The following is a 19,689-nucleotide window of genomic DNA, read 5'->3' as shown; positions in this document are numbered from 1 at the left end:
GGGTTTTCTGTCATAGCTGCGTGGTCTCATAGGTGCCGTGACCTCGACCCCAGCAGCGCTGCGCCGGCCGGCCTACCGGCTCGTGCGCCGGCCCCTGCCCGGGTCGGCAGCCCTGCAGACAGACCCACTCCACGAGCACATCGTGGCGCACACCGCCGGGCCGCTCCTGGTCGTCGGCGGCCCCGGCACGGGCAAAACCACGACGCTGGTCGAAGCGGTCGCCGCCCGGATCGCCGCCGGAGTCGACCCGGAACGCATCCTCGTCCTCACCTTCGGTCGCCGCGGCGCTACAGCCCTGCGGGACCGCATCGAGGCGCGGATCGCCGGGCCCGCATTCCACGAGCCACTGGTGCGGACCTTCCATGCGTACGCCTTCGGCCTCCTCCGCCGGGCCGCAGCCGAACGCGGTGAGCCCTCGCCCCGCCTGCTCACCGGCCCCGAGCAGGACCTCATCATCCGCGAGCTCCTCGAAGCGGTCGGCGACGACACCCTGCCCGACACGGTCCGCTGGCCCGACGCCCTGCGCCCCGCCCTGCCCACCCGAGCCTTCGCCCAACAGCTCCGCGACCTCATGCAACGCGCCGCCGAACGCGGCATCGGCCCGGTCGAGCTCGCCCGGCACGGCGAACGCCTCGGCCGCGACGACTGGCCCGCCGCCGCCCGCTTCCTCCGCGAATACGTCGCCGTCCTCGCCCTCCGCGACGTCACCACCCGCGGCTCCACCGCCTACGACCCCGCCGAACTGGTCCGCGCCGCCGCCGGCCTGCTCCACGACGACCCCACCCTCCTCGCCGCCGAACGCCGCCGACTCGACTACATCTACGTCGACGAGCTAGCCGACACCGACCCCGCCCAACTGGAACTCCTGTCCCTCATCGCCGGCGGCGGCAAAGCCCTCGTGGCATTCGGCGACCCAGACTCTTCGATCTACGGCTTCCGCGGCGCCGACCCGGAGGCCGTGACAACCTTTCCCAACCTGTTCCGTACGGCCTCGGGCGCGCTCGCCGAGACGCTCACCCTGCACACCAGCTACCGGGCTGCCCCGACTCTCCTGACCGCGACGAGCCGGGTCACCCGCCGCATGCGCGGCCGCCGCACCCACCGCCCCCTCCTGCCACCAGCTCCTCCTGCCGCTTCGCCTGCCGTTCCGGGTCCGCCTGCTGCTTCGGCCTCGGGGGCGGTCGTGCGGACATTTCGGTCGACGACCAGCGAGACCGCCTTCGTGGCACACCAGCTGCGCGAGGCACACCTCCTGCACGGCGTGCCGTGGTCGCGGATGGCGGTCGTGCTCCGGTCGACCAGCCTCCAACTGCCCTCCCTGCAACGCGGGCTGTCCGCTGCGGGCGTGCCCACCGTCACCCACGCCGAAGACCTGCCGCTGCACCTGCAACCCGCCGTCGCGCCTTTCCTCCTGCTGCTGCGCTGCGCCTTAGCCCCGACAGCGCTCGACGAGGAGGCCGCGGTCGCTCTGCTGCACTCGCCCCTCGGCGGCGCCGACCCGCTGGCCGAGCGACGGCTCCGGCAGGGGCTGCGCGCTCTCGCCCTCGCCGCAGGCGACCGCCGACCCTCCGGCGAACTGCTGGTCGACGCCATCCGCGACCCCGCCGGCCTCGACCTCGTCGAACGCCGTTGGGCCGCACCCGCCCAGCAGGTCGCCCGCCTCATCGCCGTCGCCCGCGAGGCCGCAGCCGCCCCAGCAGCCACCGCCGAGCAGGTCCTCTGGGCCGTCTGGACCGCCAGCGGCCTCGCCGACCGCTGGTACGCCCTCAGCACCCGCGGCGCCCCCACCGAACCCAGCACCGAAGGCGGCCGCGCCCGCCAGTGGCGTGCCGAAGCCGCCGACCGTGACCTCGACGCCATGGTGGTCCTCTTCGACGCCGCCGCCCGTTTCGTCGACCGCCTCCCCGGCGCCCGCACCGAGGTCTTCCTCGACCACGTCCTCGGCCAAGACCTCCCCGCCGACTCCATCGCCCCCTCCGCCGACCGCGGTGAGGCCGTCCGCATCCTCACCGCGCACGCCGCCAAAGGCCTGGAATGGGACATCGTCGTCCTCGCCGGCGTCCAGGAAGGCATCTGGCCCGACCTGCGCCTACGCGGCAGCCTCCTCGGCTCCGAACGTCTCGTCGACGTCCTCGCCGGCCGCGACGCCCCGGGCCTGGCCGCCATCGTCGGACAGACCTCTGCCCTCCTCGACGAGGAGCGCCGCCTCTTCTACGTCGCCGCGACCCGGGCCCGCCACCGCCTCATCGTCACCGCAGTAGCCTCCGCCAGCGTCGGCGGCTCCGACGGCGAAGAACAACCGAGCCGCTTCCTCACCGAACTCGGCATCCCCGACCGCCCCCACCCCGACAACCCGCCCCCGCCCGACTTTGGCCCCAGCGGCCCCGGCACGACCCCAGGCCCCGCCCTCGGCGGCCCCGGCCCGACCCCAGGCCCCGCCCTCGGCGGCCCCGACCCGGAACCGGGCCCCGACCCGGAACCGGGCCCCGATGGCGCCGACTCCGCTAGCCCCTCAGGCCTACGCCCAGGCCTTTCGGGCCCCGGCGCCCCCGACCCCGGCCCCGACTTCGGCCCCGACCCTGACCTCGGCCCCGACTTCGGCCCCGACCCTGACCTCGGCCCCGGTGGAGGTAACCCGGAACCCGGCCCGGACCGCGGCTCAGCCCGCCCGGACCCTGCCGCGGCGGGCCACGCCGTTCCGGCGGGCCACGTTGCCTTGGTCGATGACGCCGCGCCAGCCGACCACGGTGGGTCGGCCACCGAATCAGACCTCGTCAATTCCGCCCACATGCCACAGGCTGAGCCGCCCGATCCCTTCCCGCAGCCCATCGACCTCGCCCCCGAGCCAGAAGCCGAATTTGAGGTGCCGGTCGGGCGGCCGCCGCGGGCGTTGACCCTGGCGGCGTTGGTTGCTGAGCTGCGTACCGTCGTCATTGCGCCGGATGTGTCGCCGGCCCGGCGGCATGCTGCGGCTGTTGAGCTGGCCCGCCTGGCGAGCGCTGGCGTTCCCGGGGCCCATCCCGACGACTGGTGGGGTTTGCGGCCGTTGTCTGACGATCGTCCGCTGGTGGCGGAGGGCGAGCCGGTCAAGGTCACGCCGTCGGCGATGGACAGCGCCCTGCGGTGCAGCTTGCGGTGGTTGCTGGAGCGGCATGGTGGCGCGGCGCCGGCTGGTCCTGCTCAGGGGGTGGGCAATCTGGTGCATGCGGCGGCGATGCTTGCCGAGGATGCGAATGCCGACCGGGAGCGGCTGGTCGAGTACGTTTCGGCGCGGTTCGATGCGATCGAGTTGGCTGCGCGCTGGCTGGCCGGCCCGGAGCAGGAACGTGCCCAGGGAATGGTCGACAAACTGTTGCGCTGGCTGGCGCGTAATCCGCGGCGGCTGCTCGCGATCGAGCACGAGTTCACCGTGCGGCTCGGTGATGAGAAGCGGCCGATTCAGCTGACCGGGCGGGTGGATCGCCTCGAGGTTGATGAGCAGGGCCGGCTCGTGGTGATCGATCTGAAGACGGGTAAGAGCACCGCGGTGTCGGCTGCCGACGTCGAGCAGCACGCTCAGCTGGCCGGCTATCAGGCGGCGGTGGACGCGGGTGCTTTCGATCAGCTGAGTGCTGGTGCGGAGAGTGGCGGCGCGGCGTTGGTGCAGCTTGGCCCGACTAAGGAGGCGCGCGAGCAGCTGCAGGTGCCGCTTGCTGACGCCGAGGACCCGAACTGGGCGTACGCGATGGTTCGTCGTACGGCCGACACGATGGCAGCGGCAACGTTCTCGGCGGTTGCCAACGCGAAGTGTCGGGTTTGTCCGGTGCGGACCAGTTGCCCGGTGAGCGGGCAGGGCCGGCAAGTTGTCGAACCGGGCCCACCCGCGGTGGGATCCCGATGACGCCGGCCCGGTTGGCCGCTGGGAGCGTCGGGTGACCCAGCCGAGTCTTTTTGCGGATGCGACGTCGAGGCCGCGGCGACAGGCCGATTCCGGGCCGCGGTACACGCCGGTCGAGTTGGCGAAGTTGTTGCGTCTGCACGCGCCGACCTCGGAGCAGGCGGACATCATCGCCGCGCCGGTCGCTCCGCTGCTGGTTGTCGCCGGCGCGGGTTCCGGCAAGACGGAGACGATGGCGTCCCGGGTGGTGTGGTTGGTCGCCAACGGGTACGCCCACCCCGATCAGATCCTCGGCCTCACCTTCACTCGGAAGGCGGCGGGCGAGTTGGCCCACCGCATCCGTACCCGGCTCGGTCAGCTGGTGCGTCGCCTCGGCCAGCAGGAGGCGCTTGCCGGTGAGCCGACGGTCGCCACCTACCACTCGTACGCGGCCCGGGTGGTCACCGAGCATGGTCTGCGCGCCGGGTACGAGCCGTCTGCGCGGTTGCTGACCGAGGCCGCCCGGTGGCAGATCGTCGACTCGCTGGTGCGGTCGTACACGGGGGAAATGACGGGTTTGAACCGTGCGCCGGGCACGGTGACCGATGACGTGTTGGCGTTGGCCGGTGAGCTGGCGGAGCACCTGGTGACGCCGGATGAGCTGGCCGCCTGGACGGGGCGGTTCTTCGCCGAGGTGCAGGGGCTGCCGGGCCGGGTCTACAAGGACGTGACGGACGCGCTGCTCCGGCAGCAGCAACGGTTGACTCTGCTGCCGCTGGTTCGCCTGTACGACCAGCGCAAACTCGACATTGAAGCGATGGACTTCGGCGACCAGCTGGCGCGGGCCGCGCGGGTTGCCCGGGACCATCCGGAGGTGGGTGCGGTCGAGCGGGGCCGCTACAAGATCGTGCTGCTCGATGAGTACCAGGACACGAGCCACGCCCAGGTTGTCCTGCTGAACGCGCTGTTCGGCGGCGGTCACCCGGTCACCGCGGTGGGAGACCCGTGCCAGTCGATCTACGGGTGGCGGGGGGCTTCGGCGGGCACGCTGGACCGGTTCCCGGCCGAGTTTCCCGGGCCGGGCGGGCACCCCGCCCAGGTCCTCGAGCTGACTCGGAGCTGGCGGAACCGGCCGGAGATCCTGCAGGTCGCCAACGCCTTGTCGCGGCCGCTGCGCGCCGCCGGCGCCCGCGTCGCGGAGCTCATCCCGGCCCAGCGGGTGGCTGATCGGGTCGGCAAGCGGACGGTCGCCTGCGCTTTGCTGAGCACGTACGCGGATGAGGCGCAGTGGATCGCCGACTCGATGCTGGCCGCTTGGCGCACGGCGGCCCGGCTGCCGGAGGCGCTCCCGGCTGACATCCCCCTCGACAGGCGGCCGACCAGCGCGGTGTTGGTGCGGGTGCGCAGCCAGATTCCGGCGATCGAGGAGGCGCTGCGGGCTGTGGGGCTGCCGGTCGAGGTGGTCGGCCTGGGCGGCCTGCTCGACACTCCCGAGGTCCGTGACGTGGTGTGCACGCTGCGGGTTCTGGCTGATCCGACCGACGGGGCGGCGCTGCTGCGGCTGCTGACGGGCGCCCGGTGGCGGATCGGCCCGCGTGATCTCGTGGCGCTGCACCGCCGCGCCCGGGCGATTGCCGCGGCGCGGGTTGCCGGCACGACGGGGGATGAGCCGGAGCAGGTGGTGGGGGACAAGCTCGACGACGCCACGCTGGTGGAGGCGATGGCGGATCTGGGTGCGCCCCAGCAGTTTTCGCAGGAGGGCTATCCGCGGCTGCGGGCGTACAGTCGGGAATTGGCCGAGTTGCGGCACCGCCTGGACCAGCCGCTGCCCGATCTGGTGGCCGATATCGAACGCACCATCGGCCTGGACGTCGAGGTCGCGGTCCGTGGTTGGGGCGCGGGGGATGCGGGCTTGGCGCGCGGGCACCTGGATGCGCTCGGCGACGTCGCGGCGCGTTTTGCGGGTGATACCGATGGCGGTACCATCGCGGGCTTTCTTGCTTTCCTGGCTGCGGCGGAGGAAGAGGAACGCGGCCTCGCTCCCGGCCAGGTCGATGTGGTGGAAGGCGCGGTGCAGGTGTTGACTGCGCACGCGGCCAAGGGCCTGGAGTGGGACGTCGTCTCGGTGGCGGGCCTGACGAAGAACGTGTGGCCGGGGCTGACCCGCGGGTCGGACAACTACCTGGGTGGCATGGGCGTGCTGCCCTTCCCGCTTCGTGGTGACGCTTCCGGCTTGCCGGCGTTGGACCTGTCCGAGGCGGTGGATCAGAAGGATGCCGCGGCGGCGCTCGCCACGTTCGGTCGGGCTTGGAAGGAGCATGACGAGCGGGAAGAGCGCAGGCTGGCGTACGTCGCCGTGACCCGTCCGCGGCGGCTGCTGCTGGCCTCCGGGTATTGGTGGGGCGATGGAGTCAAGCGTCACCGCGGACCGTCGGTCTTCTTGGCGGAGCTTCGTGCCGCCTGCCTAGATGGCGCTGGCACGGTGGACCACTGGACCCCGGAGCCGCCCGCTGATGAGACGAATCCGTCCGCTGAGGTCGTGGCTTCCGCGGAATGGCCCGCCGATCCGCTGGGCGCCCGCCGCCCGGCCATGGCCGCCGCAGCCGACCTGATCCGGCACATGATCGCTGCTCCGACCCCGGAGGCCGCGTTGGCGTTCGCCGAGCTGGCCGAGTCGGAGGAAGAGGTCGGCGCCCGGGCGGGCCTGGCCGCCGAGGTGACTGGCCTGCCCGAAACCGGGGATCCGGATATTGCGCGCTGGCGGCGGGAAGCGACGCTGCTGCTAGCTGAGCGGGCGGAGCGTGCCCGGCACGACGGTCCGCTCGAGGTGGCCCTCCCGCCGCACCTGTCCGTCTCTCAGCTGGTGGTGTTGCGCCGCGACCCGCAACTGCTGGCCCGTTCCCTGCGCCGGCCGTTACCGCAGCGTCCAGCCCCGTACGCCCGCCGCGGCACGGCGTTTCACACCTGGCTGGAGCAACGCTTCGGCGCGGCCCGGCTGCTCGATCTTGACGAACTGCCCGGTGCCGCCGATGACGCTGCGGCCGCCGACGAGGACCTGGCCGCGTTGCAGCAGGCTTTCCTCGCGGGGGAGTGGGCCTACCGCACCCCGGTCGAGGTGGAGGTGCCGTTTGCCACCACGATCGCCGGCGTGGTGATCCGTGGTCGGATGGATGCGGTCTTCGCCGAACCCGGCGACCGCTACGACGTCATCGACTGGAAGACCGGCCGCCGCCCCACCACTGCGGATGCCGCGGCCGCCACGGTGCAGCTTGCGGCGTACCGGGTCGCCTGGGCCGCGTTGGCGGGGGTGCCCGTGTCCCGGGTGAAGGCCGGCTTCCACTATGTCCGGGAGGGTGTGACCGCCCGGCCCGCCGATCTGCTGGACGCGGACGGCCTGGCTGCCCTGATCACCGAGCTTCCGCAAGCGGAGTCACCCGCCACCACCGGCGTAGCTCACCCGGCTGGGTGACTTCAGCGGCAGCACTTTGTCCGGTTCGTTCGGCGGAGAGAGTCGGACCTTTGCCCGGCGCTGGAGGTTCGTCCGGTAAAAGCCGCGAAGCGCCCCGAATCGGCAGGTAGTTGCGGGCGGTCCTGAGGGGTCATTTGCACGCCGATCCCGGCCTGGACATCCCCATCGTGCTAGGCTCCGTTGCGTTGTCAGTTTGGTTCCCAAGTACTCAGGAGCGCCTGTGGGGAAGTCTGCCCCAGGCGCTCTTTGTCGTAACCCGGGTTTCTCCGGTACGGGCGATCAGTACGGCGACACGAGTCCCGCAAAAAACGGGTCTTACCACCTCGCTCCCGTCCATAATGGCCTGGAGCGATCGACCGTCGAGGAGACGAGCATGGTTACCGGCGTTGTGAAGTGGTTCAACGCGGACAAGGGCTTCGGGTTCATCACCCCGGACGACGGCGGCGCCGACGTCTTCGCCCACTTCTCCGCGATCCAGACCTCCGGCTACCGGAGCCTGGACGAGAACCAGCGGGTGGAGTTCGAGGTCACCCAGGGCCAGAAGGGCCCGCAGGCGGCCAACATCCGCCCGCTCTGATCACAGCTCACGCTGACATGTAGGCGCCGGTTCCCCATCGGGCCGGCGCCTACATGCTGTGCTGACAGAAGTGCCCGCCGCCATGCGGTACTGACTGAAATGCCCTAGGACGGCTGCCGGGCCGGGTCGCCGATGTCTTCCGGGCGCGGGGCCGTGCCGCCGAGGTGCGCGGGCAGCCACCAGCGGTCGTCCGGGCCGGCCGGCTTGTCCGGGTAGGCCTGCTGAGCCTCGTCGAGGAGCTCGATCAGCCGCTCCCGCAGGAGCAGCGTGGTGCTGTCCGTGGTGTCGCCTTCCCGCATCGGGATGGGCGCACCGATCTTGATGATGATCGGCACGTGCCGCTTGGTGAGCTCGCGCTTGTGACCCTTGGTCCACAGCCGGTGGGGACCCCAGACCGCCATCGGGATCAGGGGAACCGCCGCCGCACCGGCGAGCCGGGCCGCGCCGGACTTCAGCGCCTTCACGGTGAAGGACTCGCTGATCGTGGCCTCCGGGAAGACGCCGACCACTTCGCCGTTCTTCAGAGCCTTCTCCGCCTCGTGGAACGCGGCGGTGCCGGCCTTGCGGTCGACGGGGATGTGCCGCATGCCCCGCATCAACGGCCCGCTGATCTTGTGGTCGAAGACCGACTTCTTCGCCATGAACCGGACCAGGCGTCTGGCCGGTTGGGCGCCGAACCCGCAGAGGGTGAAATCCAGGTAGCTGACGTGGTTGCTCGCCAGCACCGCCCCGCCGGTCGCCGGAATGTGCTGTGCGCCTTCGATCTGAATTTTCATGTCGAGCACGCGGAACATCGTCTTGGTAAGTCCGACGACCGGGGGATACACGAATTCCATTGGGTCACGGTACCGGCGTTCGATGAATTCTTCCTGGGAGGGACGCAACCGATCGCGGGGTCCGCAACGTCTTAAGGGTGACTGCGCCGAACGGCGGTGCGGTCCAAGCTGAGATGCCGAAGGGTACGGCTCAGCCTGGGAGGCCCGGATGAACACCTTGTCTGCCCGTCGCGAACTGGCGTTTGTGTGCGCGTTGGCGGTGCTCGGGCTCGGACTCGTCCTCATCGTGGCCTTCGCTCCCTGGTACGGCCCGACGAGCTCGGGCGGCGCGCGCCCAGCCGTCGTGGAACCCACCCCGCAGCCCGCGGAGGTGCGAGTGGAGTTCATTTCGCATCGCTGACAGCGTTGTCATTACCGCCGCGCGGGACCCATGGCTCCCGGCCGATGGTGTTCACTGGAGTAATGTCCGAGCGCACCACCACAACGACCGCCGCCTGGCCGCGGCCGGACGTCTCGTGGGCCTCCGGCACTGTCACCTCGGCGGGTGTGCCCCCGCTGCTTCCACCGCCCGCCGCGCCACCCGAGCCGCCGCCACCCGGTCCGGACCGGCGCCGGATGATGCTGATGTTCGGTGGTGTGGCCGCGGCGATCCTGGCCGTCGGATTAACGATCATCCTCGTGGTGGGTCTGACCTCGGAAGGCGACCCGTTCGGCAGCAAGGCCGCCGCCCCCAGCGAAGTCCGGCCGCCGCTGGCACAGATGTGCCCGGCGCCGACCGTGCCACCCAGCGCCGGACCGGCACCCAAGCCTTCCCAGCTGCCACCCGCGACCGGCGAGCGCACCTCCGATCCCGAAGCCGGCATTTCCTACCGCCGATACGGCGCTCCGTGGCAGCCCTGGAACACCACCTGGCGGGCCGGGACGCTGGAGGTGCCATACAAGGTGGGGCAGCATTTCGTGACCGAGGATTACAGCCTCGGGACGTACCATGCCTCGATCTTGTCGGCGGCGGTGCCGGCGGCGGACAACGATGCGGTGACCCTCAACCTGGAATGTGTCGGCCGGCAGGTGGCCGCTGACGTCCGCGCCGAGTATTACCCGCAGCCCAACCGGCTGGAGCCGCTGCGGGACGAGATGACGACGCTGGGCGGGCGGCCGGCCTGGCTCAGCGAGTTCCGGCTGCACTTCCGGCAGCCGGGACTGCAGGCGGACCAGGAGCGGTCGGCGGTGGCGATCATCGACGTCGGCAAGCCCACCGCGGCGGTCCTCTACGTCTCCATTCCCGGCACGCACCGCCAGTTCGACTACGTGATCAACGAGGTGCTGGCCTCTGTCCGCCCGCTCTGAGGCGCTGACCGGGCGGACTCTCTCATGCGGTGGCTACGTGCCGCTGAGACCCCACCGCTTGCGCAGCGCGTTGTCGGCGGCCTTGAAGAGCACGTCGATCAGGATGCCGATCACCAGCACCACGATGATGAAGCAGATGACCAGGCTGGACTCGTTCAGATCCCGGGACTGCTGCATCCGTACGCCGATCGACAGCGCCCCCGGCACGATGACGAGCAGTTCACCCGCCATCAGGCTGCGCCAGGAGAACGCCCAGCCCTGTTTGAGGCCGGAAATGAACGACGGCAGCGACGCGGGCAGGATCAGGTGGCGATATTTGGCGAAGCCCGTCATGCCGAGCACCTGACCGACCCGCAGCCAGGTTCGCGGCACGTAGTCGATGCCGCTGATCAGCCCGTTGGCTACCGACGGGGCCGCGCCGATGACGACGACGAACATGATGGCGCTCTCGCCGATCTGGAAGAGCAGGATGGCGAGCGGGAACCACATGATCGACGGCATGGTCTGCAGGCCGGTGATGAGCGAGCCGATGGCCGCCCGGAGCGGGGCGAACTGGGAGACCGCTGCGCCGACGATCGTGCCGATGGCGACGGCCAGGGCGAAGCCGGTGAGGGCGCGGACCATGGTCAGCCGTACGCCGTCCCAGAAGGATGCCGTGGTGATCAGGTTGCCGAGGTCCTCGAAGACCGTGCCCGGGCCGGGCAGGACGTAGATCGGCTTCCACTCGGACCAGACGACGATCTGCCAGATGGAGAGCACGATGGCGATGGCGAGCAGCTTGGGCCAGGCGCTGCGCCACACCCGGATGCCCAGGGCAGGCCGTTCGCTCTTGCCGCCCAGTTCGAGGGCGTCGAGGCCGGTGACCCGATCGGCGGCGGCCGAGGATTCCTTGCGGGCGGTGGGGATTTCAGCCTGCATGTCGGGCGACCTCCGCGCGGAGCCGGTCGGTGATCTCGGCGGCCTGGCCGGCCACCTCGGGGGAGTCGATGCGGCGGGGCCGCTGGTGGGTCACCGGGAAGTCCTCGATGACCCGGCCGGGGCGGCTGCTGAGCAGGACGACCCGGTCGCCGAGCCGCACCGCCTCGCGGACGTTGTGGGTGACGAACAGGACGGTGAGGTCCTGCTCGCGCCAGATCCGCTCGAGCTCGTCGTGCAGGATGTCGCGGGTCATGGCGTCGAGCGCGCCGAACGGCTCGTCCATCAGCAGGATGTCCGCGTTCTGGGCGAGGGCGCGGGCCAGGGCGACGCGCTGGCGCATGCCGCCGGAGAGTTCGTGCGGGCGCTTGTCGCCGAAGCCTTTGAGCCGCACGATGTCGAGGAGCTCCTGGCCGCGTCGCCGGCGGTCGGCCTTGCTGACGCCGCGCAGCCGCATCGGCAGCTCCACGTTGCCCGCCACCGACAGCCAGGGGAACAGGGCGGCTTCCTGGAACATCAGCGAGACGTGCCGGCCGCCGATGTCGAGGGTGCCGCCGCTGATCCGGTCGAGCCCGGCGACCAGTGAGAGCAGGGTGCTCTTGCCGCAGCCGGAGGCGCCGAGCAGACACACGAATTCGCCCTTGCGGACGGTCAGCGAGACCTTGTCGAGGGCGAGGAGGGCGTTACCGCCGGAGCCGTACTGTTTGGAGACGTGGTCGAGGCGGACGACCTCGGTTCTCAGATCTGTGGCTTCCGCGATGCTCATGGTGGTTCTCCGGGTGGGCGAGTGAAGGTTCTCCGGGTGGGCGAGTGAAGGTTTGCCGGGTGGGCGAGTGAAGGTTCTCCGGCGGGCGAGTGCTGGTGCTCCGGGTAAGCGAGGCGGATGAGTGCCGGTCGGACCCGCGCACCGCGGGCCCGACCGGGTGGCAGATCAGGCGGCGGCGTCGGTGACTGTGGGCTGACCGTCGGCCTTCAAGAGCTCGTTGAGCGGGCCGAGGTCGTAGATGCCCTTGAGGTCGACCGGCTTGAGCAGGCCGACATCCTGGGCGTGCTGGGCGCTGGTGTAGAGCGACGACGCGACCGGGTCGTTGGTGAAGGTCAGGTTCTTGAACGCGGCGGCGAGAATGTCGTCCTTGAGCGGCTTGCCGGACAGGGCGGCGAGCTGCTCGTTGGCGGCCTTCTGCGCGGCGGTGGCGTCACCGGCGATGAATTTCTCGGCGGTGATGTGGCCTTGCAGCAGCTTCTTCACCGTGTCCGGGTGCTTCTTCAGGAAGTCCTGCTTGACGATCAGGTGGGTGGTGACGAACTGCCCGTTCGGCCACAGGTCCTTCTCGTTGACCAGGATCTTGCCCTTGGACTCGAGCACCATCCGGCTCAGGTTGGGCTCGGGCACCCAGGCCCCGTCGATGGCGCCCTGGGCGAACGCCTGCACGGCGGTTGCGTTCTCCTGCGGGAGCACGGAGACGTCGCCGCCGCCCTGCTGGTCGGCGTTGAGCCCGTTCTGCTTCAGCCAGGCGCGGAGTGCGACGTCCTGGGTGTTGCCGAGCTGGGGCGTGGCGATCTTCTTGCCCTTGAGGTCGGCGGGGGTGTTGATGCCTTCCTTGACCACCAGGCCGGCGCCGCCCGAGGTGCTGCCGGCGATGATCTTCAGGGCGGTGCCCTTGGAGGTGGCCCAGCCGTTGATGGCCGGGTTCGGTCCGATGTAGGTGGCGTCGATCGCGCCCGAGAACAGCGCCTCGATCGCGGCCGGGCCGGCGTTGAAGGTCTTGGGTTCCAGCTTGGTGCTGCCCAGCGCCTGCTGGTAGAGGCCGTTCTTCACGCCGATCAGTGCCGGCGCGTGGGTGATGTTCGGGAAGTAGCCGAGGCGCAGCGCGGTGGCCTCGCCGCCGGCTTCGGCGTCGTCGCCGCAGGCGCTGAGGGCGGTGGCGGAAATCAGGGCGGCGGCGGCGAGGGCAAGCGCACGGAGAGTGCGGGAGCTCATGTCTCTCCTCAATGGTGGGAAGCGTGCCCTAGGCGGCGGGCAGCGCGGAAACAGCAAGGTGGGCGAGGGTGCGCCGATCGACGACACCTTCGATGGCTTCCTCGACCGCGACCCACACGTCCTTGAGGCCGGTGGCGACCCCGTGGTAGGTCGTGGTCGTGGTGGGCAGGCCGCGAACGGTGGTGAGTGCCCCGCCGGCGGCTCGGACGACGTCTCCGACGGTGATCTCGGTGGCTGGCCGGGCCAGGGCGTACCCGCCGTCGACGCCGCGGTGGCTGTGCAGCAGGCCGGCGCGGCGCAGGTCGAGCAGGATGCCCTGCAGGAAGCTGAGCGGAATGTCCTGGGCCGAGGCCAGGTCGGCTGCCTTGACCAGGTGTGGGTGGTCTGCGGCAATCGCGAGCATGGCGCGGACGGCGTAGTCGGTGCGTGCCGAGACATACACGGTGCTGTCCTCTCGGTCCGGCGGGAAACTCTATCTGTTGGATGGGAATAGTGGATCAGATGGGATTAGTGCGTCAAGCCCGCACCGCATCGTGGGACCCGCTGTCGGATACGCGACTAGACGGCCAGGCGGTGAACAAATCAAGGCCCGAGCTGTGGCAGCATTCCCAGCGTGTTCGCTCTCACCGAGCGTCGTCGCACGTCACAGGCCATCCGCCTGTCGCCCGGGGTGCGGATTCGCGGGCCGATCGCCTATGTCCCCCGGCGCGATCACTTCTTCGCCCTCGACCCGGCGCACGAGGCAGTCGTCCGGCGACTGAGTTGCCGGATCGCCCGCGTCGTCGCGCCGAGCGAGACCGTCAGCGCCCTCGCTGAGCTGGGCATCTGCGACACCGACCCGCAGACGCCCCGGCGCGCCTTCTTCGGCCGGTCGGTGATCGGGCGGCTGGAAGCGCTGCCGGCGATCACCGAGCTGCTGGTCATCACATGTTTCGCGACCGCGTGGCGCTCGATCCAGCCGGTCCGCCCCGCTGATCCGGGCGTGCCGTGCGGCGTGCAGACGGTGGTCTCCGCCGGCAACTCCTCGGTGGACGCGCTGCTGCGGCTGCGCGACCTGCTCGTCCGGCTCGGTGTGACGACCTGGGCCTTGCACGTGATCGTGCCGGTCGGCAAGGCCGCGGGAGCCCGGCAGGCAGCGCTGCTCGCCCCGGGCGGCCGTGCGGGGACGTGCTCGACGAGGTGGTCCGGCGGACCGACGCCGAGGGCGTCGCGATCGACATCCGGTTGGCCGGCACGCACCTGGCGCCCCACTCGACCCGCTGATCAGTCCGAAGGGGCGATCTTGCCGTGGCGGACGTCGCCCCGGGCGGCAAGCGGACGTTCGTCCCCGGCTCGGCCTGCGCAGCGTGGTCCTGCGGCACTCCCGGGCGCACGTGGATCTGGCCGGGCACGCGAACCGCTACCTCAACTGCATGCTCGCCGCCTTTGCGCCCGCCGGCCTGCATCTACCCCGGGATGGGAACAGTGCCGCACGCGGAGCCGGTGACTCCACGTGCGGCACACGATGAACAGTCGCTAGGTGAGCGGGTTGTAGACCGGGCTGACAGCCGCCGTGGACTGGCATTTCAGGCCGGGGCCGCCCGAGAACTTCGGGCAGATCTGGAGCAGCCACCGCTGGTTGGGCTGGGTGGGCTTGCCGGCGACGATCTTCTTGGCCGTGGTGTCCGAGAGGCCGCAGGTCGTGGTTCCCGTGAGCGCCGGGAGACCGTTGTTCTGGGTGTTCCAGTTCAGGTCGTAGGCCCACAGCTTGTAGTCGACGCTGCACTGCGCCCGTTTGGATCCCGAGCCGGTGGTGGTGAGCTCGAAGCGTGCGTTACCGTCGACCGCGCTGAGCTGCCCGGTGTAGTTCACCGTGGCAACTCTGCTGCTGCCGCTGTTCCAGAATTCCATTCCTGACACGGTGCCGACACAAGGAATGTTGCCGACCGTTATGGTCGTCGCGGCGGTGCCGTCGGAATTGACGAGAGGTGAGAAGAGCTGCGCGGTCGACACCCTGTTGAATTCTTTGCCGGTGGAGTCGAAATAGGTCTGTTCCAGGGCGACATTGGTTTGCAGGAAGCGTGCTACCGCGTAGGCTCCCTTTTTCTCGCCGGGGTTAGCGGTGAGAGTGACGCTTTCGGAGACCATTTTCACGTTGCTGGTCTCGGTTCTCGTCGAGGTGCCGCCGCTGACATTGGCGTGCGTTTTGACATCGACCGAGAACTTGACGAAGAACAGATCGACGGTCGGCTTCCCGCCGACCTCCACCCCGGTTTCCCATCCGGTCGTCGTTTCCTTGGATTTCACGACGGCTGTCGAGTTCGAGGTCTGCCTGCTAACCGTGACGGCACTTCCGCCGGAGCCGCCGATTCCGGGCGTCGTCCAGCAGTTGTCCAGATCCTGGGTGACGCGGGCCTTGTTGTTCACCTGGTAGGAGGTGGTTTCGAACTGTGCGAGCACCTTCTTCCGGCAGTATCCCTTGGTGCCGCCGGACCTCTTAGCGCTCTCCCACATTCCCCAGTTCTGGAAGGCCGATTCGATGTCGCCCGAGGTTTGCTCGAAATAACAGTTATCCAGCGCTTGCGCCATGGAATAATTCATGCCCGCGGGGGTCTGTGCGGCCTCCGCAGTGCCGTGCAGTCCGAGTGCGGCTAGTGTCGCTCCGGTCGCTACCAGTGCGATTGATTTTCTGCGTGACATCGCGCTTCGCTCCGATTCTCTTCGCGGGGAATGGTGGTCGAATTCAGCGGACGACTTCGCACGAATTTTGGACAGTCTGGGCTTGTGGCCCGTAGTCCATCGAGCTGCGCATCAAGGAGCTGTGGTCTCCATTGATCGCAAAAGTGGAGCCGATATCGAATGTGATATCGGTTGGGCTGTGACGGGCGTCAGCTGTGCTTAGCCTATGTGTCCTCTGTCACTTGCGCCAGGCGCGCGGGCAACATCGCGAATATGTCGATGCTTGCATTCTTGCGCGCATTACGGCGGCGGGCCGGGACCAGCGATTACTGGACCGCCCGGGACCACATCGAGGCAGTTTCCAGCAGCGCCTTCACGCTCGTCTCGTCGCCCTCGGACAGCCGCAGCACGCGCGCGGGCACGTAGCCGTCGGCGTCCACTTCGCGCAGCCAGGCCGCGGCCAGCTCGGTGTGGTTCGCGGTTTCGAACACGCCAACGATCTCGGCGGCGGCGGCGAGGCGTCGGCGCACCGCGTACCCGGGGCGAGTGGGAGCGGTGAACCAGGACTCGAACTCGGGGACGGTCGTCGCCCCGGCCAGATACGCGGTCAGTGGCCGGCCGAGCGCCGTGACACACAGATCCGCATGGTCGTCGACAGACGCGGGGCGGTGTCCGGCGCGCGCCAGCACGGATGCAGTCATGACTTCGACGCTAGCTCCGTCCTCGCAAGAGCGCGACCGCCGGAGGGACAGCTCGTGCTTCATCGGAGAAAAAGGTCGGTCACCCGGGCGGCGAGACCGTCGAGGACGGGCTTGCCGTCCTCGATCGCCGCGACGAACGCCGCCCACGAGTCCAACGGAAAGTCGTCGGTCTCCGGCACCGGCTCCTGGTTGAGATAGCCCGGCAGCAGCAGCGCGTTCTGGAACAGCCAGGGAATGTAACTGCCCTCCGCGTCCCAACCCGGCAGCTCCCGGGTGCGCTGCAGATGCCGGCCCAGCTCCTCCCGCGAAGACCAGCGCAGCATGTGCGCGTCATGCCGAAGACTCTTGATGTACGGGTTGTACAAATGCCCCGGCCCCAGCCCGAACGTCTGCCGCCACTGCGCCCACAGGATCGCCTCGTCGCGCCCGCCCAGCGTCATCACGTCATTTGTCGCACTCTCCAGGAGCATGCTGTTCAGGTACGGCCACAGCGTCAGCGGCGTCAGCAGATTCTTGGCATCCGTCCGCAGCAACGACTGCAGGATGGGCCAGGCGTTCTTCTCCAGCTCGTCCCACGACGTCAGGTTGGGCACGGCCTTGACCGCCGCCAGCAGGCTGTAGAGCGACGGGTTGTGGTCGCCGTAGAAGGTGCGCGCCACCGACCACGGATCCGTCGGACGCAGCAGGGCTTCCGGCGTGTCCGCGGCCGGTGCGCGGGCACTCAGGTCCAGAAAATCCGACAGGCTGACGAAGTCGCGGACCGCGCCGTGTCCCGTGTGGTCGATCCACCGGTCGAGATCGGCCCGGAACTGTGTCTGTGCGTCGTGGTCCCGCGAGCCGACGTCGTCCACGCAGACGCGGACCTCCACGCCGAGGCGGGCCAGGGCGCCCGCCACGAACGCCTGCACCATGTGGATCACCGATGCGCGGGCGCGCAGCCGGACCGGCCAGAGCAGTCGGATCGGCTGGACGGTGCCGCTGAGCTGGGTCACCCAGCCGAACCGCCGTTCCAGTTGCAGCAGCAGGCCGGGCACGTCGCGGGGCGGCAGCATGCCGGGCTGGGTGACGAGCTGCCGCTCCCAGCTGTGGTGCCGGACCCGGTTCTGCAGGCCGGTCGCGCGCGGCGGCACCGTGACCTCGGCCCGTTCGGCCAGGGCCGGGAACAACCGGTCCGAGTCGACACCGGGGAAGCATTCGACGTCGGCGCCGGTCTGGTCGCGCAGCCGGGCGGCGGTCGCCAGTGCGGTGGCCGCGTCCGCGTCGCCGAGCGCCCACAGCACCCGCATCGGCTGAGTCCGGGCCAGCGCCGCGGCGATCGTGCCCGCCCAGTCGCTGCTGCCGATCACGCAGACGGTGTCGCCGCGGATCAGGTCGGCCGTGGTGGTCACCAGCGGCGTGTTGCCGTAGATGCGGGCCGGGTCGTGCAGCAGTTGCGGCCCGCGGACGTGCAGGGTGGGCCGCCAGAAGCCGTGCAGGTGGAAGACCCGGACCGCGCCGTCGGAGCCGCCGGTGTGCCCGAAGCCGCCCCGGGTGTCGAGCGGCAGGCTCACCGCCCGGCCGCCGGCGTCCCGGATGGCGATCTCCAGCAGCGGATCGAAGTTGGTGGTCAGCACCCGATGGTCGAACGCCTCCGGGATCCGCGCGAGCAGGTGCCCGAGCGCCTGGACGCCGCGTGGCAGCAGCCAGGAGAAGCGGTCGTTCTCCACGCCCTCGCCGATGCCGCGTTCGAGGCGCTGCCCCAGCCCGTGCGTGGCCAGCGGCGACTCCATCGGGTCCGGCGCCGCGTACGCCTTCAGCACCGCCTGTTGCGCGATCACGTCGAACGCGTCGCCGGACACCCAGTCGGTGAACACCCGGCGGTACGCGCGGTACACGTCGATCGGCCGGGCTCCGACCAGTTCGGCCCGGGCCTGGGCCAGCGCCCGTTCCAGCGCGCCGTCGTCGTTGCGCCCGGCGGCGTACCCTTCGGCGATCTCGAGAATGCCGTGCACCCGCGGGACGGTCTGTGCGGTGAGGCCGGAGCCGACGATCAGGGTGATCTGGTCCACGTCGTCCAGTGCGGTGGTCAGCCGGTCGAGCAGCAGCAGTTCGCCGGGGCTCAGGCCGGTCCCGGCCGGCTCCGGTTCGCGCGCCGTCATCGGCCCGCCTGCAACGACTGCCAGAGCTCGCCGGGCCGCTCGGTGAAGACCTGCCGCGAGGTGTGCCGGCTCGCGATCAGGGCACCCCGGTCGAGGTACTCCTCCAGTTCCCCGGCCCGCCAGCCGAGGTAGCCGCGGAAGACCCGCATCGCATCGACGCTCGCCGAGACGTTCTCGGGGACACCGGAGAGATGCATCGTGCCCAGCCGATCGCGGACCGGCGTGAACCGCAGCGGCTTCGGGGCGCCCGCCCGCAGCAGGGTCACCACGATGTAGCCGTCCTGGGCGACCGGTCCGCCGTGGAACAGCATCATCGGGTTGCGCAGCAGCGGGCGCCAGTGGCCGGGGAAGTCGGCCGGCAGGTCGCCGAAGGGCCGGGTGATGCACACGCCGAGCGCGCCGGTCCGGTTGTGCCGCAGCACGAGCAGCGCCCGCTGGCCGAGGTCGTCATCGACGAACCAGGGCGCCGCATAGAGCACGCTGCCGGCCAGATCGTGCCGGGGCGCGGCCGCGTTGTGCACCAGCGAGATCTCGCCGCCGGCGTCGCGGGCGCGCAGCTCGGGGCGCTCGTACCCGCGGCGCAGCATGGCCCGCCGGACCGTGCGCCAGATGGCGTGCACGGTGAGCGCGGGTGGCGGGACCTCCGGCGGGGGCGGCCGCAACCCGTCGCGCAGCAGCCGGATCAGCTCACCCGTGAACGCGGTGTGCACTTCGTCGCGCGGCGCCATCGCGGGCCGGTTGGCGGGTGCGGACACCAGCAGGCAGGTGCCGGCCGCCTCGGCCTTGTCGGCGACGGCATCGGTGCCGGTGCTGTCGCCGCCCATCTCCGCCCCGGCCCGGCCGGAATAGCAGCAGTCCAGGATGACGACCCGGCGCCGGGCCCGGGTGTCGGCGACCGCGCGGCGGATCCATTCGTACGGGACCCCGCGCTCGTAGGGCACTTCGGGGTCGCAGCCGGGCAGGCCGAGGATCAGGTGGTCGTCGTCCGCGTCGACCAGCCCGTGCCCCGCGAAGTAGACCAGCAGCAGCCCGTCGCGGCCGGTGACGGCGGCCGCCCGCCGGATCGCCCGGCTGACCTCCGCGGGGTCCTCGGGATCAGTGAGCACGTGGACGTTCTCCGCGGGCACCCCCCACAGTGCCTCGCCGCGGAGCAGGTCGCGCAGGTCAGTCACGTTGCGCTGGGCGGCGGGCAATGGAGACAGTTTTCGGTACGCGGAAACGCCGATCAGCACGACCTGGGAAACGGCCGGGTCCGCCACGTCACTCATCGG

15 protein-coding genes are annotated in these 19,689 nt (G+C 70.3%); 6 read left to right on the top strand and 9 right to left on the bottom strand.

Annotated features, from left to right (window positions below):
* The first annotated feature begins 37 nt into the window (after positions 1 to 37).
* The 3 genes from ACIA1L_RS20000 (at position 38) to ACIA1L_RS19990 (ending at position 7,902) form a co-directional block, all read left to right on the top strand.
* Complete coding sequence (locus ACIA1L_RS20000) at positions 38 to 3,880, top strand: UvrD-helicase domain-containing protein (protein ID WP_396074308.1); 3,843 nt, start codon at positions 38 to 40, stop codon at positions 3,878 to 3,880.
* Positions 3,881 to 3,911: 31 nt separating this feature from the next.
* The gene (locus tag ACIA1L_RS19995) at positions 3,912 to 7,325 is read left to right on the top strand and encodes a UvrD-helicase domain-containing protein (RefSeq protein ID WP_396074307.1); all 3,414 of its coding nucleotides are present in this window, start codon (positions 3,912 to 3,914) and stop codon (positions 7,323 to 7,325) included.
* Positions 7,326 to 7,698: 373 nt separating this feature from the next.
* Complete coding sequence (locus ACIA1L_RS19990) at positions 7,699 to 7,902, top strand: cold-shock protein (protein WP_015625344.1); 204 nt, start codon at positions 7,699 to 7,701, stop codon at positions 7,900 to 7,902.
* Positions 7,903 to 8,006: 104 nt separating this feature from the next.
* On the opposite strand, the gene ACIA1L_RS19985 is transcribed toward ACIA1L_RS19990, so the two are convergent.
* Complete coding sequence (locus tag ACIA1L_RS19985; protein ID WP_396074306.1) at positions 8,007 to 8,738, bottom strand: lysophospholipid acyltransferase family protein; 732 nt, start codon at positions 8,736 to 8,738, stop codon at positions 8,007 to 8,009.
* Between the two features lie 148 nt (positions 8,739 to 8,886).
* Between ACIA1L_RS19985 and ACIA1L_RS19980 the strand changes: the two genes are divergently transcribed.
* Together ACIA1L_RS19980 and ACIA1L_RS19975 are read left to right on the top strand one after the other, a co-directional pair.
* Positions 8,887 to 9,078 (top strand): hypothetical protein, encoded by a 192-nt coding sequence (locus tag ACIA1L_RS19980; RefSeq protein WP_396074305.1) that lies wholly within the window; start codon positions 8,887 to 8,889, stop codon positions 9,076 to 9,078.
* Positions 9,079 to 9,140: 62 nt separating this feature from the next.
* Positions 9,141 to 10,025: a hypothetical protein gene (locus tag ACIA1L_RS19975; protein WP_396074304.1), complete on the top strand. Its 885-nt coding sequence runs from the start codon at positions 9,141 to 9,143 to the stop codon at positions 10,023 to 10,025.
* A gap of 33 nt (positions 10,026 to 10,058) precedes the next feature.
* Here the strand turns inward: ACIA1L_RS19975 and ACIA1L_RS19970 are convergent, their stop codons facing one another.
* The 4 genes from ACIA1L_RS19970 to ACIA1L_RS19955 form a co-directional block, all read right to left on the bottom strand.
* Positions 10,059 to 10,943 (bottom strand): ABC transporter permease, encoded by an 885-nt coding sequence (locus tag ACIA1L_RS19970; protein ID WP_396074303.1) that lies wholly within the window; start codon positions 10,941 to 10,943, stop codon positions 10,059 to 10,061.
* On the bottom strand, positions 10,933 to 11,706 hold the full coding sequence (locus ACIA1L_RS19965) for an ABC transporter ATP-binding protein (protein WP_396074302.1): 774 nt from the start codon (positions 11,704 to 11,706) through the stop codon (positions 10,933 to 10,935). Before ACIA1L_RS19965 ends, ACIA1L_RS19970 begins: the two co-directional genes overlap by 11 nt.
* A 165-nt stretch (positions 11,707 to 11,871) precedes the next feature.
* Positions 11,872 to 12,921, bottom strand: a complete 1,050-nt coding sequence (locus tag ACIA1L_RS19960; protein WP_396074301.1) for an ABC transporter substrate-binding protein — start codon at positions 12,919 to 12,921, stop codon at positions 11,872 to 11,874.
* Positions 12,922 to 12,949: 28 nt separating this feature from the next.
* Positions 12,950 to 13,363 (bottom strand): RrF2 family transcriptional regulator, encoded by a 414-nt coding sequence (locus ACIA1L_RS19955; protein WP_396074300.1) that lies wholly within the window; start codon positions 13,361 to 13,363, stop codon positions 12,950 to 12,952.
* 171 nt (positions 13,364 to 13,534) lie between these two features.
* On the opposite strand from ACIA1L_RS19955, the gene ACIA1L_RS19950 reads away from it, so the two are divergent.
* Positions 13,535 to 14,407, top strand: a complete 873-nt coding sequence (locus ACIA1L_RS19950; protein WP_396074299.1) for a hypothetical protein — start codon at positions 13,535 to 13,537, stop codon at positions 14,405 to 14,407.
* A 29-nt stretch (positions 14,408 to 14,436) separates the two neighbouring features.
* Here the strand turns inward: ACIA1L_RS19950 and ACIA1L_RS19945 are convergent, their stop codons facing one another.
* From ACIA1L_RS19945 to ACIA1L_RS19930, 4 genes are all read right to left on the bottom strand, one after another.
* The gene (locus tag ACIA1L_RS19945) at positions 14,437 to 15,501 is read right to left on the bottom strand and encodes a hypothetical protein (RefSeq protein WP_396074298.1); all 1,065 of its coding nucleotides are present in this window, start codon (positions 15,499 to 15,501) and stop codon (positions 14,437 to 14,439) included.
* A 404-nt stretch (positions 15,502 to 15,905) separates the two neighbouring features.
* A complete protein-coding gene (locus ACIA1L_RS19940) occupies positions 15,906 to 16,280 on the bottom strand; it encodes a hypothetical protein (RefSeq protein ID WP_396074297.1) in 375 nt (124 codons plus the stop codon).
* 59 nt (positions 16,281 to 16,339) lie between these two features.
* Positions 16,340 to 18,418: an SIR2 family protein gene (locus tag ACIA1L_RS19935; protein ID WP_396074296.1), complete on the bottom strand. Its 2,079-nt coding sequence runs from the start codon at positions 18,416 to 18,418 to the stop codon at positions 16,340 to 16,342.
* Complete coding sequence (locus ACIA1L_RS19930; protein WP_396074295.1) at positions 18,415 to 19,686, bottom strand: YqgE/AlgH family protein; 1,272 nt, start codon at positions 19,684 to 19,686, stop codon at positions 18,415 to 18,417. The genes ACIA1L_RS19935 and ACIA1L_RS19930 overlap by 4 nt, the downstream gene beginning before the upstream one ends.
* Between the last annotated feature and the right edge of the window lie 3 nt (positions 19,687 to 19,689).

Origin of the sequence: Actinoplanes sp. NPDC051859 (genome assembly GCF_044452725.1) — a bacterium.
Classification (GTDB): domain Bacteria; phylum Actinomycetota; class Actinomycetes; order Mycobacteriales; family Micromonosporaceae; genus Actinoplanes.
This window is presented reverse-complemented; position numbering and strand designations above follow the sequence as displayed.

Excerpts from the sequence above, each read along its gene's own strand:
- ACIA1L_RS19990 (WP_015625344.1), top strand. The coding sequence starts at position 7,699 with ATGGTTACCGGCGTTGTGAAGTGGTTCAACGCGGACAAGGGCTTCGGG.
- ACIA1L_RS19985 (WP_396074306.1), bottom strand. The coding sequence starts at position 8,738 with ATGGAATTCGTGTATCCCCCGGTCGTCGGACTTACCAAGACGATGTTC.
- ACIA1L_RS19980 (WP_396074305.1), top strand. The coding sequence starts at position 8,887 with ATGAACACCTTGTCTGCCCGTCGCGAACTGGCGTTTGTGTGCGCGTTG.
- ACIA1L_RS19975 (WP_396074304.1), top strand. The coding sequence starts at position 9,141 with ATGTCCGAGCGCACCACCACAACGACCGCCGCCTGGCCGCGGCCGGAC.
- ACIA1L_RS19970 (WP_396074303.1), bottom strand. The coding sequence starts at position 10,943 with ATGCAGGCTGAAATCCCCACCGCCCGCAAGGAATCCTCGGCCGCCGCC.
- ACIA1L_RS19965 (WP_396074302.1), bottom strand. The coding sequence starts at position 11,706 with ATGAGCATCGCGGAAGCCACAGATCTGAGAACCGAGGTCGTCCGCCTC.
- ACIA1L_RS19960 (WP_396074301.1), bottom strand. The coding sequence starts at position 12,921 with ATGAGCTCCCGCACTCTCCGTGCGCTTGCCCTCGCCGCCGCCGCCCTG.
- ACIA1L_RS19945 (WP_396074298.1), bottom strand. The coding sequence starts at position 15,501 with ATGAATTATTCCATGGCGCAAGCGCTGGATAACTGTTATTTCGAGCAA.
- ACIA1L_RS19940 (WP_396074297.1), bottom strand. The coding sequence starts at position 16,280 with ATGACTGCATCCGTGCTGGCGCGCGCCGGACACCGCCCCGCGTCTGTC.
- ACIA1L_RS19935 (WP_396074296.1), bottom strand. The coding sequence starts at position 18,418 with ATGACGGCGCGCGAACCGGAGCCGGCCGGGACCGGCCTGAGCCCCGGC.
- ACIA1L_RS19930 (WP_396074295.1), bottom strand. The coding sequence starts at position 19,686 with ATGAGTGACGTGGCGGACCCGGCCGTTTCCCAGGTCGTGCTGATCGGC.